At 67.5% G+C, this 15,208-nt stretch carries 14 protein-coding genes; 4 read left to right on the top strand and 10 right to left on the bottom strand.

Features of this window, described 5'->3' with window-relative positions:
• Positions 1-11 precede the first annotated feature (11 nt).
• The 5 genes from ACZLIF_RS04050 to ACZLIF_RS04030 all read right to left on the bottom strand — a co-directional run bounded on the left by ACZLIF_RS04050 (position 12) and on the right by ACZLIF_RS04030 (position 6,226).
• Positions 12-773, bottom strand: coding sequence for a CvpA family protein (locus tag ACZLIF_RS04050; protein ID WP_053519448.1), 762 nt, complete (start codon positions 771-773; stop codon positions 12-14).
• A gap of 43 nt (positions 774-816) precedes the next feature.
• Positions 817-1,827, bottom strand: coding sequence for an SPOR domain-containing protein (locus ACZLIF_RS04045; RefSeq protein ID WP_128989471.1), 1,011 nt, complete (start codon positions 1,825-1,827; stop codon positions 817-819).
• A gap of 81 nt (positions 1,828-1,908) precedes the next feature.
• Positions 1,909-3,180: a bifunctional tetrahydrofolate synthase/dihydrofolate synthase gene (gene folC / locus ACZLIF_RS04040; protein ID WP_128989469.1), complete on the bottom strand. Its 1,272-nt coding sequence runs from the start codon at positions 3,178-3,180 to the stop codon at positions 1,909-1,911.
• Between the two features lie 45 nt (positions 3,181-3,225).
• Positions 3,226-3,870 carry a histidine phosphatase family protein gene (locus ACZLIF_RS04035; RefSeq protein WP_053519451.1) on the bottom strand — a complete coding sequence of 215 codons (645 nt, stop codon included), beginning with the start codon at positions 3,868-3,870 and terminating at the stop codon, positions 3,226-3,228.
• A gap of 193 nt (positions 3,871-4,063) precedes the next feature.
• Entirely contained in the window at positions 4,064-6,226 is a 2,163-nt protein-coding gene (locus ACZLIF_RS04030; RefSeq protein ID WP_074900324.1) for a S46 family peptidase, read from the bottom strand.
• A 335-nt stretch (positions 6,227-6,561) separates the two neighbouring features.
• Here ACZLIF_RS04030 and tdh point away from each other — a divergent pair, with 335 nt between their 5' ends.
• Positions 6,562-7,584, top strand: a complete 1,023-nt coding sequence (gene tdh / locus ACZLIF_RS04025) for an L-threonine 3-dehydrogenase (protein ID WP_053520036.1) — start codon at positions 6,562-6,564, stop codon at positions 7,582-7,584.
• Between the two features lie 142 nt (positions 7,585-7,726).
• Here the strand turns inward: tdh and ACZLIF_RS04020 are convergent, their stop codons facing one another.
• Complete coding sequence (locus ACZLIF_RS04020; RefSeq protein WP_128989467.1) at positions 7,727-8,419, bottom strand: TorF family putative porin; 693 nt, start codon at positions 8,417-8,419, stop codon at positions 7,727-7,729.
• A gap of 200 nt (positions 8,420-8,619) precedes the next feature.
• Between ACZLIF_RS04020 and kbl the strand changes: the two genes are divergently transcribed.
• Positions 8,620-9,828: a glycine C-acetyltransferase gene (gene kbl, locus ACZLIF_RS04015; protein ID WP_065175932.1), complete on the top strand. Its 1,209-nt coding sequence runs from the start codon at positions 8,620-8,622 to the stop codon at positions 9,826-9,828.
• A gap of 105 nt (positions 9,829-9,933) precedes the next feature.
• Here kbl and ACZLIF_RS04010 read toward each other — a convergent pair whose 3' ends face one another.
• The 4 genes from ACZLIF_RS04010 to ACZLIF_RS03995 all read right to left on the bottom strand — a co-directional run bounded on the left by ACZLIF_RS04010 (position 9,934) and on the right by ACZLIF_RS03995 (position 13,001).
• On the bottom strand, positions 9,934-10,269 hold the full coding sequence (locus ACZLIF_RS04010) for a hypothetical protein (RefSeq protein ID WP_065175931.1): 336 nt from the start codon (positions 10,267-10,269) through the stop codon (positions 9,934-9,936).
• A gap of 86 nt (positions 10,270-10,355) precedes the next feature.
• Positions 10,356-11,162, bottom strand: coding sequence for a pseudouridine synthase (locus ACZLIF_RS04005; RefSeq protein ID WP_478462342.1), 807 nt, complete (start codon positions 11,160-11,162; stop codon positions 10,356-10,358).
• A 20-nt stretch (positions 11,163-11,182) separates the two neighbouring features.
• A complete protein-coding gene (locus tag ACZLIF_RS04000) occupies positions 11,183-11,689 on the bottom strand; it encodes a hypothetical protein (protein ID WP_053520026.1) in 507 nt (168 codons plus the stop codon).
• Positions 11,690-11,909: 220 nt separating this feature from the next.
• Entirely contained in the window at positions 11,910-13,001 is a 1,092-nt protein-coding gene (locus ACZLIF_RS03995; RefSeq protein ID WP_053520027.1) for an OmpA family protein, read from the bottom strand.
• Positions 13,002-13,358: 357 nt separating this feature from the next.
• On the opposite strand from ACZLIF_RS03995, the gene ACZLIF_RS03990 reads away from it, so the two are divergent.
• Together ACZLIF_RS03990 and yczE are read left to right on the top strand one after the other, a co-directional pair.
• Entirely contained in the window at positions 13,359-14,378 is a 1,020-nt protein-coding gene (locus tag ACZLIF_RS03990; RefSeq protein WP_128990623.1) for a zinc-binding alcohol dehydrogenase family protein, read from the top strand.
• A 100-nt stretch (positions 14,379-14,478) separates the two neighbouring features.
• Positions 14,479-15,123 (top strand): membrane protein YczE, encoded by a 645-nt coding sequence (yczE, locus tag ACZLIF_RS03985; protein WP_128990621.1) that lies wholly within the window; start codon positions 14,479-14,481, stop codon positions 15,121-15,123.
• The last annotated feature ends 85 nt before the right edge of the window (positions 15,124-15,208 follow it).

Here is a 15,208-nt window from a genome sequence, read left to right as displayed (position 1 = left end):
GCTGTGCCCAGTTACAAGGAAGGTGGCCGTGCCTGGCCTGGGGTCCCGCCCGCGGCAGGCGCGGGCCGGGCCGGACGCGCGGGCGCCGGCTCGATGTTGCTGGGCAGTGTGGGGGCCGGCCGGGGCTCCCGCTCCACGTCCACGGGCCGCGGCCATCCGCCGCCCGCCACTACCTCGTTGAGAACGCCATTATCGCCTGTCGGCGCCGGCTTGCCCAATACCTGCGAGGAGGTGGGGGCATTCTCGAGCAGGGGCAAGGGCAGTGCCCCCGGCAGCAGGCCGTCCAGCGGCAGCGCCTGTGGCAGCATGCCGTCCAGCTGCGGCAGCTGGGCCTGCATCCAGGCCACCGCCGGCTGCAGCAACGGCCGCACCTGCGACTGCTGCCATGCCGGCTCAGCCGGCAACGCGGTGAAACCGGCCAGCAGCAACAGCACGCTGGCGAAGAACAGGCCGCGGACCAGGCCCAGGGCACCGCCCAGCAGGCGATCCACGCCGCCCAGCAGGGTCAGTTTGATCGCTGCCTTCAGCAACAGCCCGACCAGCCCGACCGCCACCACGGTGAGCACGAACACCCCCAGATAGCCGGCCAGATAGTGACCCGTGCCGGGTGGCTGGGGCGCCGCCCACCAGTGCGATGCCTCGTTGCCGAAGGTGAACGCCATCCAGCCGGCCAGCAGCCAGGACACCAGCGCGACCACGGTGCCGACGAAACCGCGGATGAAGCCGAACAGCACCGACGCACCGATCAGCACGCCCAGCACGATGTCGATCACGCTGCCCGCTCCTGCCGACGACAGCGGCGGACAGCGCGCGTGATCACGGGTGCGGTCGGACCATGCCGGCCACGCCGACCTTGGCCGCCACCTGGGCCTTCAGCTGCTCGGCATCGGCACGGTTGGCCACCGGCCCGACGCGCACGCGATGCAGGGTGCCCTTTTCGGTGCGGACCTGCTCGACAAAGGCACTGAATCCGGCAGCGCGCACCTTGTCGCGCAGCGCGTTGGCGTCGTTGGCCTGGCCGAACGCCCCCAGCTGGACCGCGAAACCAACACCGCCCGCCGCCGGCGCGGCCGGGGTTTGCGGTTGCGGCTTTGGCTCGGGCTTGGCGACCGGCTTCGTCGCCTCCGGCGTCGCCGTTGCCTTCGGTGCTTCAGGCTTGGCGACCGGCGTGCTGGGCGGCAGGCTCTCGCTGCGCACCGGGTTGCCCGTGGCCGACGGCGTGGACGCGGCCGCCGGGGTGCTGGCCGACGGTGCCGCCGGCGCCGGAGAAGCGGCGGCCGGTGCAGCCGCAGCTGCGGGCGCATCCAGCGTGATCACCTCGGCATGGACGTCGGAGCGGATCTTCACCGCCTGCAGGCGGGCCGCCTCGGCCTGGGCGCGATCGGCATACGGTCCGACGCGCACGCGCCACGCCTGCCGGCCGTTGATGGTCGCCGCCTCGGCAAAGCCCGGCAGCTGCGAACGCTTCAGATAGGCGATCACCGCATCGGCGTCGGCCTTGCTGCCATAGGCGCCGAATGTCACCGCATAGTTGCCGGCAGCCACCGCCGGCGAGGTGTCCACGGTCGGCGGCGTGGCGGGCGCGGCTGCGTCCTGCAGCGGTGCGGCCTGGCCACTCTGCAGGCCGGTGGCCCCCCCGGCCGGGGCGACCAGCGGCAGCTCACGGGTCTCGAACTGGCCGTCGGCGGGCGCATTGGGCGCTGCGATCGGCACACTGGCGACGCCACTGTCCGGCGCCGGCCCCTTCACCAGCATCGGCAGGAAGATCACGGCGAGTGCCACCAGCACGATGGCACCAATCAATCGCTGTTTCAGAGGCGTATCCACGTGAGGCAGGCAACTGTCCGGGGGTTGCAGTCGATTATACGGGTGCCGGACCGGACGGCGTCGGCGTTGGCTGAACGTGGATCAGGGCGCGGGCTGCAACCACTGCAGGGCCGCAGCGGCCGTGTGGAACGAACCGAATACCAGTACGCGGTCGCCTGACTGGGCCTGTGCCAGCACCTGCGTCAGTGCCTGCTCGACAGTGCCGACCAGCCGTGCGGTGACCGCAGCGGTGCCATGCAGACGTGCCTGCAGCTGCTGCGCACTCTGTCCGCGCGGACCTTCCAGGCCGGCCAGCGTCCACTCGTCCACCACCTCCTGCAGCGCCTGCACCACGCCTTCCGCATCCTTGTCCTGCAACGCGGCATAGACCGCCAGGGTCCGGCCCGGGACAGCTTCGGCCTTCAGCGCGCGTGCCAGCTGGCCGGCCGCCTGCGGGTTGTGACCCACATCGACCCGCACCTGCACCCCATCACGATCGAATTCCTGCAGGCGACCGTTGATGCGGGCCGCGGCGATGCCAGCCGCCCACGCCGCGCGTGGCAGCGGCCGGTCCAGCGCGCGCAGCGCGGCAATGGCCGCACCCGCATTGGCCAGCTGGATCGGACCGGCCAGCGCGGGGGTCGGCAGTTCCATGCGCAGGCCGACATCGCGCCAGCGCCAGCGCTGGGCATCGATCGGCTCGTAGAAGTAGTCGCTGCCGCCGCGGATGGCGTTCGCGCCCAGCAGATAGGCCCGTGCCAGCACGCTCGACGGCGGGTCGGTCTCGCCCAGGATCACCGGTTTCCAGCCGCGGATGATGCCGGCCTTTTCCGCACCGATCGCTTCACGGTCCTCGCCCAGCCACTCGGCATGGTCGATGTCCACTGTGGTGATCACGGCCACGTCGGCGTCGACGATGTTGACCGCATCCAGGCGCCCTCCCAGCCCGACTTCCAGTACCGCCAGGTCCAGCGCTGCCCCCGCGAACAGCCGCAGGGCGGCCAGCGTGCCGTACTCGAAGTAGGTCAGGGTGATGTCGCCACGCGCAGCTTCGACGGCGTTGAATGCCGCCACAAGAGCGGCATCCTCCGCATCCTGCCCATCGATGCGCACGCGTTCGTTGTAGCGCAGCAGGTGCGGCGACGTGTAGGCCCCCACCTTCCAGCCTGCAGCGCGGCCGATGGCCTCGATGAAGGCGACCGTGGAGCCCTTGCCGTTGGTTCCACCGACCACGATGGTGCGCTTGGCCGGCGCGCCCAGTCCCATCCTCGTGGCCACGGCGCGGACGCGCTCCAGGCCCATGTCGATCGTCGCCGGGTGCTGGCGTTCAATGTAATCCAGCCATTCGGCCAGGGTGGTCGGCAGGTTCGTCACGGCAGCGGTTCCAGCAGAAGCAGGGTGGTTCGATGTGGACAGGGATCAGAGGGCGCGGTGCTTGGCTTCGCCGAAGAACGGGGTGTGGTGGGCGCAGTCGTTGAGGCGCACGACCTCCAGGCTCTCCAGGTCCGGACCTTCAAGCAGGTTCAACGTGGTCGGTGCCTGGCGGAAGGTCCACAGCCGCGACAGCGGCAGGCCCAGCACCCTGCACAGGATCACCCGGTTGACGGCATCGTGTGCGACCACCAGCAGCGTGTCGTGCTCCCCGAGGCCCTCGCTGGCGCGTGCCAGGCCGCGCCAGCTGCGCTCGAGCACCAGACGCAGCGACTCGCCGCCCGGCATCAGCACGGTATCGGGTTCCTCACGCCACGCCTTCAACCGCGACGGGTCCTTCTCGTTGATCTCGCTGGCCAGCAGGCCTTCCCACTCGCCATGGGCGATTTCCTGCAGATCCGGTTCGGTCTGCAGCGTGCCGGCACGGTCGGCGCCGAGGGCCAGCTGGGCGGTGCGCTGGGCGCGCGACAGCGGCGAGGCTACCGCACGGGTGATGTCCACGGATGCCAGGCGGGCGCCCAGCGCCTGGGCCTGGGCTTCGCCGATGGGCGAAAGCGGGATGTCGATCTGGCCCTGGTAGCGGCCTTCGGCGTTCCACGGGGTTTCGCCGTGGCGGGCAAGCAGGATGCGCATGCGTGCAAGGAGTCCTGGGGGGAGGAGATGGCCGCGTTTCGTTCACATCCTGTGAAGTACGCGGAACAGGGATGATACCTGTTCGGCGCATCGCGCCGGTCGGGACATGAAAAAACCCCGCGACGGGGATCGCGGGGTTTCGGGATTGCAGACGGATTCCGCCGGGCATCGCCCGGCGGCGCCAGCATGAACCTTACTGCGCCAGGTTCAATTCCTTCAGCAGCTGCGGCGCGGGGGCCACTTCCTGCATGATCCACTGCATGTAGCGGCTGTCCACCGCGATCATGCGGGTCATCACCGGGTCGAATACCCAGTTGGAGCTGACCGATTCCCAGTTGCCGTCGAAGGCCAGGCCGACCAGCTTGCCGTGCGCATCGAGCACCGGCGAACCGGAGTTGCCACCGGTGATGTCCAGGTTGGACAGGAAGTTCACCGGCACCGAGCCGATCCGCTTGTCCTCCAGGCCGCCATACCGCTTGGCCTTGACCGCATCCAGCAGTGCCTTCGGAGAGTCGAACGGATCGACGCCGGTTTCCTTCGCCGCAACGCCTTCCAGCGTGGTGAACGGGGTGTACTGGACACCGTCCTTGGCATAGCCCATGACATTGCCGAAGGTGATGCGCAGCGACAGGTTGGCATCGGGGTAGACGAACTCGCCCTTGCTCTTCTTGTAGTCCGCCACCGCCTGCAGGTACAGCGGACGGGCCGTCAGCGATTCACCTTCGCGGATCTTCCTCTGTTCTTCCTGCTTCAGCAGGGCCGGCATCACGGCCACGGCGTACTGGATGGCCGGATCGGTGCTGGCCTCGAAGGCAGCACGGTCGGCCTTGAACCACTTCAGGCGTGCATCGAGGCTGCCCAGCCCGGTGCCGGCCAGCTTCTTCACCAGGCCGTTGACGGCCCCGGCATCGCTGCCGCCCAGCCACTGGTTGAGAACCTCGTTGTTGCGCTGTGCCGCCGGCAGCGCGACGTACTGGTCCAGCCAGTACTGCTGCAGCTGCTGATCCATGCTGGCGACGTAGCGACGGTCCATCTGGCGCAGATTGCCTTCCAGGGTCGGCAGATCGCGCTCCTGGTAACCGGCTTCACGCTCGGCGTCCGGCTTGGCGCGTTCGATCGACAGGCGGTACAGCGACAGCGCGGCGCCCACGGCCGAGGTGTTGTTGAACTGGCCGACGAACAGATCGCGCTCGCGGGTACTCTTGCTGGTATCCAGGTGCTTGAGCAGCTGGGCGTGTGCGGCCAGGGCCGGCTTGCCGGCTGCGCCCTGCTGCTTCAGCCAGGCCAGCACGGCGGCCTCTTCGGCCCGCTTCTGCCCGGCCGCGTCGATGCGCTTGAAGCCTTCCAGCTGGCCGACGTAGTTCTTGGCCACGTTGTTCATGCTGGCCGCCGTGTTGGCGTACTTGACCTTGACGTCGGCGTCGGCCTTGCCGGCCTTGTCGATCAGCGCCAGCACTTCGTTGTAATGGCGGGCGATGGTCGGGTAGGTGAACTCGGCGGTTTCATTGAATTCGCCGGCCAGCGCATAGCGGTTGGTGCGGCCCGGGTAGCCGGCCACCATCACGAAGTCGTCCGCGCCCAGCGGCTGGTCGGCGAACTTCAGGAAGTGCTTCGGCTGGTACGGCACATTGTCGGCCGAGAACGCGGCCGGCTTGCCATCCTTGCCCACGTAGGCGCGATAGAACGAGAAGTCGCCGGTGTGGCGCGGCCACATCCAGTTGTCGACGTCGCCGCCGAACTTGCCGACGCTGCCCGGGGGCGCATAGACCAGGCGCACGTCCTTGATTTCCATGTTGCGGAACAGGCGGTAGGTATTGCCGCCGGAGAAGCTGTACAGACGGCAGCGGAAACCGGCGTCGGCTTCACAGGCGGCGGTCTGGGCCTTGTCGAACGCTTCCAGCGCACGGGTGCGGGCCAGCGGGTCCTTGCCGGCGGCGGCGATGGCGGCCTTGGCCTGGTCGGTGACGTCGGTGATCCGGTCCAGCACGAACACGCGGGCGTTGGGACCGGCGCTGAGTTCGTCCTTCAGGGTCGGCGCGTTGAAACCGTCCTTGATCAGGTTCTTCTCGGCGGTGGAGTTGAGCTGGATCGCGCCGTAGGCACAATGGTGGTTGGTGACCACCAGGCCCTGCGGGGAGACGAAGCTGGCGGTGCAGCCGCCCAGCGCCACCACCGCGCCCATCGGGTCGCCGGTCAGGTCGGACAGCTGTTCCGGCGACAGTTTCAGGCCGGCCTTCTGCAGCGGGCCGGCGATCTCCGGCAGCTGCTGCGGTACCCACATGCCTTCGGCGGCATGGGCGACCTGGACCAGCCCAAGGCTGGCGACGACGGAGAATGCAAGCAGGTTCGAGCGCATGGAGCGGCCCCTGGTAGTGGAACCTTCGATTGTAGCCCGCCCCCCTGCCCTGTCCCGAACCCCGGAAGTCATGGCCCCCGGCCCGCCGGGCATGGCCCGGCGCTACCCGCACGATTTCCCGATGGCGCGGGACCATGCCCCGCGAGCGCGAGCCGCCCGATTTCCCGGCAGCGCCGGGCCATGCCCGGCGAGCACGCCGGTCACGTTCGAAACGCCCGCCGGCGCACGCCTTTCGTTCCGCCAGCGCGCCCGCAGCGCAACATTGGAATTCCGTGCAGACCTCTATAATCCGCGCTTTCCCCCTGATGAGTTCCACCCCGATGGCGCAGCAAACGATGAAGGCCCTGGTCAAGCGCGAAGCGGCCAAGGGTATCTGGCTCGAAGAGGTCCCGGTGCCGACCCCGGGCCCGAACGAAGTCCTGATCAAGCTGGAAAAGACCGCCATCTGCGGTACCGACCTGCACATCTACCTGTGGGACGAGTGGAGCCAGCGCACCATCAAGCCGGGCCTGACCATCGGCCACGAATTCGTCGGTCGCATCGCCGCGCTTGGCTCGGCGGTGACCGGCTATGAGGTTGGCCAGCGCGTCTCGGCCGAAGGCCACATCGTCTGCGGCCACTGCCGCAACTGCCGTGGCGGCCGCCCGCACCTGTGCCCGAACACCGTCGGCATCGGCGTGAACGTCAATGGCGCCTTCGCCGAGTACATGGTGATGCCGGCCAGCAACCTGTGGCCGATCCCCGACCAGATTCCGTCCGAACTGGCGGCCTTCTTCGACCCGTACGGCAACGCCGCGCACTGCGCGCTGGAGTTCGACGTGATCGGCGAGGACGTGCTGATCACCGGCGCCGGCCCGATCGGCATCATCGCTGCGGGCATCTGCAAGCACATCGGTGCGCGCAACGTGGTGGTGACCGACGTCAACGACTTCCGCCTGAAGCTGGCCGCCGACATGGGCGCGACGCGCGTGGTCAATGTCACCAACACCTCGCTGAAGGACGTGATGAAGGAACTGCACATGGAGGGCTTCGACGTGGGCCTGGAAATGAGCGGCAATCCGCGCGCCTTCAACGACATGCTCGACTGCATGTACCACGGCGGCAAGATCGCCATGCTCGGCATCATGCCCAAGGGTGCCGGCTGCGACTGGGACAAGATCATCTTCAAGGGCCTGACCGTGCAGGGCATCTACGGCCGCAAGATGTACGAGACCTGGTACAAGATGACGCAGCTGGTGCTGTCCGGTTTCCCGCTCGGCAAGGTGATGACCCACCAGCTGCCGATCGACGACTTCCAGAAGGGCTTCGACCTGATGGAAGAAGGCAAGGCCGGCAAGGTGGTACTGAGCTGGAATTGATCACTCGTGCCTCCGGCGCGACTGCCTGATTCCCCCGCATCTCACTTTGTCCCCGGCCGTTGGCCGGCCCACGCAGTGCCCGACGCCAGACACGAAAAAGGCACCTCCAGGGGTGCCTTTTTCGTTTGATGTCATGCGCCGCTTACTGGCCTACCGCCACCGTGAACACCACCCGGTTGTCGGCCAGCTTGCCGCTGTTGTCGCGGCCGTTGCCGTCGGTGCCGTAGTAGCCCAGGCCGAGGGTGAACAGACCCCAGGTACGGGCCACGCCAACGTTCCAGTCGGTGTAATCCTTGGCAATGCCCTTTTCGAAGGTGCTGCGGCCGACGCTGGCGCTCAGCGTGAAGTCCTGCGGCAGGCCCCACTCGCCGCCCAGCGCGTAATACCAGCCATCGGTGCTGCTGTTCCACACGTCATTGCTGTAGGCCACCGTCAGCTTGTAGGTGTCATCCAGCGTGGTGGTGGTGATCAGCTCGTTGTAGTTCAGCTCGCTGGCGCCGGGGTAGGTGTAGCGGTTCAGCAGCACATCGAAGTTCACCCGCTCGGTGGCGTCGACGCCGTAGCCGATCTGGTAATCCACTTCAACGCTCGGGTCGCCCGGACCAAAGTCCACGCCCGATCCCCAGACACCGGCATACAGACCAACCGGGCTGGTATAGGTGAAACCGGCCTGCAGGGTGGGATCCTCATCGGTCTGCGACACACCACGGAACAGGTAATCCGACACGGCGGTAACGTTCCAGCTGTACGGCGATTCGCTCTCCTGGGCGCTGGCGGCAAACGGGGCCAAGGTCAGGGCGGCGGCAAGGGCGAGGCAGGCACGAGCGTGCTTCATGGTCGTCTCCGGTGGGGGGCGGTGGCGTGCAGGGCAGTTGCGGGAAACCGGAGCCAGAACGGGCCGGTTCACGATTTTTTAACCCGTTTGCTATTGCATTGCAACATGTGCCGGCCATGGCGGTGCCTGCCTGCCGCCGGTCGCCAGCCATCGATGCCCGGTAGAATCGTCGGTTTCCCGTGCTGAGCCGTGCCCACGCCATGACCGACGCCTCCTCCGCCCTGACCCGCCACTATGCCGAGGAACTGGACGCCATCCGCGCCCAGGGCCTGTTCAAGTCCGAGCGGATCATCACCAGTCCGCAATCGGCCGAGATCACGCTGGCCGATGGCCGCAAGGTGCTGAACTTCTGCGCCAACAACTACCTGGGCCTGGCCGATCATCCCGACCTGATCCAGGCCGCCAAGGATGCTCTGGATACCCACGGCTTCGGCATGGCCTCGGTGCGCTTCATCTGCGGCACCCAGGACCTGCACAAGCAGCTCGAGAAACAGATCGCCGATTTCTTCGGCAAGCAGGACACCATCCTGTATGCGGCCTGCTTCGATGCGAACGGCGGCCTGTTCGAGCCGCTGCTCGGCGAGAACGATGCGATCATCTCGGACGCACTGAACCACGCATCGATCATCGACGGTGTGCGCCTGTGCAAGGCCAAGCGCTTCCGCTACGCCAACTGCGACATGGCCGACCTGGAAGCGCAGCTGCAGGCCGCCGACGCCGCCGGTTGCAGGACCAAGCTGATCACCACCGACGGCGTGTTCTCGATGGACGGCTTCATTGCACCGCTGGACGAGATCACCGCGCTCGCGAAGAAGTACAACGCGCTGGTGCACATCGACGAATGCCATGCCACGGGTTTCCTTGGCGCCACCGGTCGTGGCTCGGCCGAAGTGAAGGGTGTGCTGGAAAAGATCGACATCATCACCGGCACTCTGGGCAAGGCCATGGGGGGCGCACTGGGCGGCTTCACCTGCGCCAGCGCGGAAGTGATCGAACTGCTGCGCCAGCGCTCGCGCCCGTACCTGTTCTCCAACTCGCTGCCGCCGCATGTGGTCGCCGCCGGCATCAAGGCCTTCGAGATGCTGGCTGCCGCCGACGACCTGCGCGACCGGTTGGCCGAGAACACCGCGTACTTCCGCGGGAAGATGACCGCCGCCGGCTTTGACGTGAAGCCGGGCGTGCATCCGATCAGCCCGGTGATGCTGTACGACGCACCGTTGGCGCAGAAGTTCGCCGAGCGCCTGCTCGAGGAAGGCATCTATGCGATCGGCTTCTTCTTCCCGGTGGTGCCCAAGGGACAGGCACGTATCCGCACCCAGATCAGCGCCGCGCACAGCCGCGAGCAGCTGGACCGCGCGATCGACGCCTTCTCCCGCATCGGCGTCGAGCTGGGCGTGATCAAGGGTTGATCGCCCCGGGGGGCAGCGCCGGGCCATGCCCGGCGGTTTCCCGACAGCCGCGCCATGCGCTCGCCGGGCACGGCCCGGCGCTACCGGAATGACGCGCCATGCGCGTCATTTCTTTTTCTTCTTGTCCTTCGGCTCATCCTTGCTGGCCACCACGACCGGCTTGGCGGCAGCGTCCTGGGCATTGCCACGGGCGACGCGGATGCCATTGGCCTTCATCCATGCATCGAACTCGTCGGCGGTCATCTTCCTGTCGCCGTCGCTCATCAGGAAGCGGTAACTGCCGCGACCATCCAGTTCCGGGGTTTTCACTTCCACCACCGGGGTTTCGGCAGGCGTTTCCGTCTTGGCCATTTTCTTGTGGCCACCGCAGGCGGCCAGCAGCACGATCGGCAGCAGCAGGCCGGCACAGCGCAGGGTTCGGTTGAGGGACGAGTGGTACATGGGCAGGCTCCGTTCGGGATTTCGACGACCAGGCGCCCCCTACGCCTGGAACGGTGACCGGCATCCGCCGGCCGCGGGCATGACGCTCAGCCCGGTGCAGCGGCCCCCAGCCGCTGCTGGTCATTGACCTCCAGCATCCGCCACTGGCCCTTGCCGAGATCGTCGAGCGCCAGGTCGCCGATCGCGACCCGGACCAGGCGCAGCACCTGCAGGTCGAAGGCCGCCAGCAGGCGGCGGATGTGGCGGTTGCGGCCCTCGTCGAGGACCACCTCCAGCCACGCGGTCTTGTCACCGCTGCGCAGCACGCGCACGGCCCGGGCGGCCAGGAATTCACCCTCGTCGTCCACCCCGGCCTGCAGCGCCGCCAGCGTGGCCGCATCGGGCAGGCGATCGATCTGCACGTGGTAGGTCTTGTCCGGCCCGGTCTGCGGATCGGTCAGGCGCGCCGCCCACTGCGGATCGTTGCTGAACAGCAACAGGCCCTCACTGGCCTTGTCCAGCCGGCCGACCGGCGCGATCCAGGGCAGGCCGGCGCCGTCGAAGCAGCGGTATACGGTGTCACGGCCGCGCTCGTCCTGCGCGGTGGTCACCACCCCGCGCGGCTTGTTGAGCATCAGGTAAAGCCGCTGCGGCGGTGCCAGCGGCAGGCCATCGACCTCGATGGGAGGTGCCGGACTGCCGATCGGAAACTCCGGGTCACGGACGATACGGCCGGAGACGCGCACGCGGCCCTCGGCGATCCAGCGCGCGGCCTCGCTGCGCGAGCACACGCCGGCCTTGGAGAGCACACGCGCCAGGCCATGGCGCACACCCGTGGGTGCATCCGGATCCGCGCGCCCACGCAGGACGTGGGAGCGGGCGGCGGGGGCGGCAGGTGGGCGGCGCGTACGCAAGCCTCTGCTCCCCGCGACGGTTACTTCTTATCGACCGGCTTGGTCTCAGCCGGTACTTCGGCCGCGGCCGGGGTGGCCACCGGTGCCGGGCGCGCCTTGACCACGCGGACGCCACGCGCCTTCATCCAGGCATCGAATTCCTCGGCGGTCATGCGCTTGCCGTTCTGGCTCATGTCGAAGCGCCACGGCGTATTGTCGAATTCGGTCTGCGGCTTGTACGCCGCTGGATCGTTCGGCTTCACCGCCGGCGCGCTCGGAATCGCCTTGGCGATGTTCTGGCAGCCGTCGATGCGCAGGCGCTGCAGCACCTGGTCCAGCGACTGCGAAGGATCGTAGCTGCTGCTCAGCACACCGGCCGGCATGCCCAGCTGGTTGCCACGGATGTACAGCTCGTCGGCCACCGGCGCGATGGTCGTGGCCGGCAGCGGCAGCGGCGAAGCGCTGGTGTTGACCGAGCAATCGACCGCAGCGTGAGCGGCAGGAACCAGGGCCAGCGCCAGGACGGCGGCCGATGCAGAGCGCAGCATGAGAGGCATCCACGGAATGAAGGTGACGCGGCGAGTGTAGCAATGCGGCGACAGCTTTCAAGCGCCACTTTCAATGAATGCGCCAACTCATTGGTTTTTTGGACAAAAAGCCGACAAACGGTCGGTCCATCGACGCCCGTTCCGGTTTTTCCCGCCGCAGAAACAACAAGACCCGGCCGAAGCCGGGTCCTGCTGTGTCTTGCGGGCGAAACGTCAGAACTTAGTTCTGGACGTTCAGCTCGGTACGACGGTTCTTGGCACGACCTTCCGGATTGTCCGAACCATCCGGGTTGGTGTTCGGAGCAATCGGACGGCTCTCGCCGTAGCCGATCGGGCCGACCAGACGCGAAGCGTCCACGCCGTTCTTGGTCAGGTAGTTGTACACCGCGGTGGCGCGGCGCTCCGACAGCTTCTGGTTGTAAGCGTCGGTACCCTTCGAGTCGGTGTGACCGGCGACTTCAACGCGCAGATCCGGGTAACGCTTCAGGATCTCGGTGGCTTCGCTCAGGATGGCCACGGCGTCCGGACGCAGGTTCGACTTGTCGAAGTCGAAGTTCACGCCCTTCAGGTCGATCGAGACCGGCACCGGGCAACCGTCCGGACCGATGGTCTGACCCGGCTGCGAGTTCGGGCACTTGTCGTCGCAGTTGTTGACGCCGTCACCGTCGTCATCCAGGTCGGCGCAGCTCGGGGCAACCGGAGCCGGAGCCGGAGCAGCCGCGACCGGAGCCGGGCCCAGCGGGATCACGACGCCGACCGAAGCCAGCACGTCGCCGAACCAGTCTTCGCTGGCAGCGTGGTAGCTCTTGTCGTCGAAATCAGCGCGGTAGGCCACTTCGGCGCGGACAGCAACGCGCTTGTCGAAGGTGGTCTGCAGGCCGACGCCGAGCTTGGCGGCAACGTTGCCGTCCTTGCGCTCACGCGGACCATTGACGCTGATTGCCGGGTACTCTTCTTCCGACTTCTGGTAGCCCAGGCCACCGACGATGTACGGGTTCCAGCCGCGGCCTTCCTTGATGAAGTGGCGACGCAGGTCCAGCGAGATGCCGTACTGCGACCAGTTCAGGTCCTGATTGCTGTCGAAGTTCGGGTTCTGGTAGTTCAGCTCACCGTCCAGCGACCAGTTCGGGCTGATGAACTTACCCAGGCCCAGGGTCACGAACGGAGCGTCGTTGGTCAGACGGTCGCTGTCCTGGAAGTTGAAGCCGGCCGAACCGGTCAGGTACCAGCGGTCATCGAACTCCTGCGCAGAAGCAGCCTGGGCGAAAGCCAGACCACCCAGCAGCGCGGCAGTAAGGATCTTCTTGTTCATTGAGTACAGCTCCTATTTCGGGGGTATGAAACCGGTAGAGGCATGGGCCAGCACTACTGCGTCGATGTTCAGACAGCCGATTCAGCACGCCACCGCCGCGAACATTATGCTCAGGCGGGTGAAGGCCATGTTAACAGTCCCGTAACATGTGAAGTGTTGCGCCCGACCGGCCACCGGTCCGACGTTGAAACCCTATACAGGATGATGAAAATCCGCAAGACCCTCACCCCACAAGGGTTTGACGGTGTTTAGGCAACGCAGGCGACATTCTGCCGAACGCGCGGCGAAGGAGATTCAGCGCGCCCCCGGAAACGTGAGGAACCTTATGATGAAAAGGGAAACCGAGCCGGAGCCGAGATGAAAGCCGTCGCCCTGAGTCGTGAATCCGCCCCCGCCCTGCAAGACCTTCGCCTGCCGCCGCCGCTGCCGCCAGCCGGGCGCGATCTGCTGGTCCGCGTGCAGGCGGTTTCGATCAATCCGGTCGACGGCAAGCAGCGTGCCGCCACCGATCCGGCCACGCTGGACACGCCGCGGGTGCTCGGCTGGGATGCGGCGGGCGTGGTCGAGGCCATCGGCGAGGACGCCCGCCTGTTCGCCTCCGGCGACGAGGTCTACTACGCCGGTGATGTCACCCGCTCCGGCTGCAATGCCCAGTATCAGCTGGTGGATGAGCGGCTGGTCTCACGCAAGCCCACCACGCTGGATTTCGCCGAGGCAGCGGCGCTGCCGCTGACCACGCTGACCGCATGGGAGCTGCTGTTCGAGCGCATGCCGCTGCATCTGGACGACCGCCGCCACGCCGGGCAGCACCTGCTGGTGATCGGCGGCGCCGGCGGCGTCGGTTCGATGGCCATCCAGCTGGCCCACCATGCCGGCTTCACGGTCATTGCCACCGCCTCCCGTGAGCGGTCGGCCGACTGGTGCCGGCAGATGGGCGCCCATCACGTGATCGACCATCGCCAGCCGCTGCAGCCGCAGCTGCAGGCGTTGGGCATCAGCGCCGTGCAGATCGCGCTCAACCTGGCCGACACCGATCACTACTGGGATGAACTGGGCCAGCTGCTGGCGCCGCAGGGGCACGTCGGGCTGATCGTCGAACCCCGCGGCGCGCTGCGCATCGGCGACCCGTACAAGGCCAAATGCATCGGCATCCACTGGGAATTCATGTTCGCGCGATCGCGCTTCGGTACCGCCGATCGCATCGAGCAGCACCGCATCCTGAGCCGCGCCGCGAGCATGATCGATGCAGGCCAGCTGCGTGGCACGCTCAGCGAGACACTCGGCACGATCAGTGCCGCCAACCTGCAGGCGGCGCACGAGCGGCTGGCCAGCGGCCGCACGCTGGGCAAGCTGGCACTGGCAGGCTGGGACGACTGACGCGCGCGCTGTGGCGCGGGATTCACCCGGATCTGTATCTATGGAAGCTGGCGATTCGGGATTACGGTGGAGACAGATTCCCTCCCCCCTGAGCGCTCCCATGCCCACTGCCCTGCCCCTGCGCCTGCTGCAATTGATCGTCGGCCTGTTCCTGTATGGCTTCGGCGCCTCGCTGATGATCCGTGCCGCGATCGGTGTCGCGCCCTGGGACGTGCTGTCGCAGGGCATCGCGGCGCAGACTCCGCTGTCCTTCGGCCTGGCCACGAACGTGATCGGCGCGCTGGTCCTGCTGCTGTGGTGGCCCCTGCGGCAGAAGCCGGGCGTCGGCACCGTGCTCAACGTGCTGCTGATCGGTCCGTCCGCGCAGTTCGGCCTGTGGCTGTTGCCGCCGGCTGTCGGCCTGGTCTGGCAGGTGGCGATGTTCGGTACCGGCATGCTGCTGGTGGCACTGGCCACCGGCCTGTACATCGGCGCGCGGCTCGGCCCCGGCCCGCGCGACGGGCTGATGACCGGCCTGCATGCCCGCACCGGTTGGCCGATCTGGAAGGTGCGCAGCCTGATCGAAGGCAGCGTCCTGCTGCTGGGCTGGTGGCTGGGAGGCAACGTGGGCGTCGGCACCCTGGCCTTTGCGCTGCTGATCGGCCCGCTGTGCGGGGTGACGCTGGGCTGGTTCGGCATCGGCCGGCCCCTGCCGGCGGGTGGCGCCGGGCCACGCCCGGCGAGCGCGCAGCGCGGCCACGGGTAGCCGCATCGCCGGGCATGGCCCGGCGCTACCGATTCGCCCGCCCCTTGCCCCGACCGCCGTTTCGCGGCACGCTTCGCGCTTCCGT

This window comes from Stenotrophomonas sp. 2201_Sma (genome assembly GCF_056486685.1).
This window is presented reverse-complemented; position numbering and strand designations above follow the sequence as displayed.

What these genes read in the sequence shown, in the direction of transcription:
- tdh (WP_053520036.1), top strand. Translation starts at nt 6,562, where the DNA reads ATGAAGGCCCTGGTCAAGCGCGAAGCGGCCAAGGGTATCTGGCTCGAA.
- ACZLIF_RS03990 (WP_128990623.1), top strand. Translation starts at nt 13,359, where the DNA reads ATGAAAGCCGTCGCCCTGAGTCGTGAATCCGCCCCCGCCCTGCAAGAC.
- ACZLIF_RS03995 (WP_053520027.1), bottom strand. Translation starts at nt 13,001, where the DNA reads ATGAACAAGAAGATCCTTACTGCCGCGCTGCTGGGTGGTCTGGCTTTC.
- kbl (WP_065175932.1), top strand. Translation starts at nt 8,620, where the DNA reads ATGACCGACGCCTCCTCCGCCCTGACCCGCCACTATGCCGAGGAACTG.
- ACZLIF_RS04010 (WP_065175931.1), bottom strand. Translation starts at nt 10,269, where the DNA reads ATGTACCACTCGTCCCTCAACCGAACCCTGCGCTGTGCCGGCCTGCTG.
- ACZLIF_RS04035 (WP_053519451.1), bottom strand. Translation starts at nt 3,870, where the DNA reads ATGCGCATCCTGCTTGCCCGCCACGGCGAAACCCCGTGGAACGCCGAA.
- yczE (WP_128990621.1), top strand. Translation starts at nt 14,479, where the DNA reads ATGCCCACTGCCCTGCCCCTGCGCCTGCTGCAATTGATCGTCGGCCTG.
- ACZLIF_RS04000 (WP_053520026.1), bottom strand. Translation starts at nt 11,689, where the DNA reads ATGCTGCGCTCTGCATCGGCCGCCGTCCTGGCGCTGGCCCTGGTTCCT.
- ACZLIF_RS04030 (WP_074900324.1), bottom strand. Translation starts at nt 6,226, where the DNA reads ATGCGCTCGAACCTGCTTGCATTCTCCGTCGTCGCCAGCCTTGGGCTG.
- ACZLIF_RS04020 (WP_128989467.1), bottom strand. Translation starts at nt 8,419, where the DNA reads ATGAAGCACGCTCGTGCCTGCCTCGCCCTTGCCGCCGCCCTGACCTTG.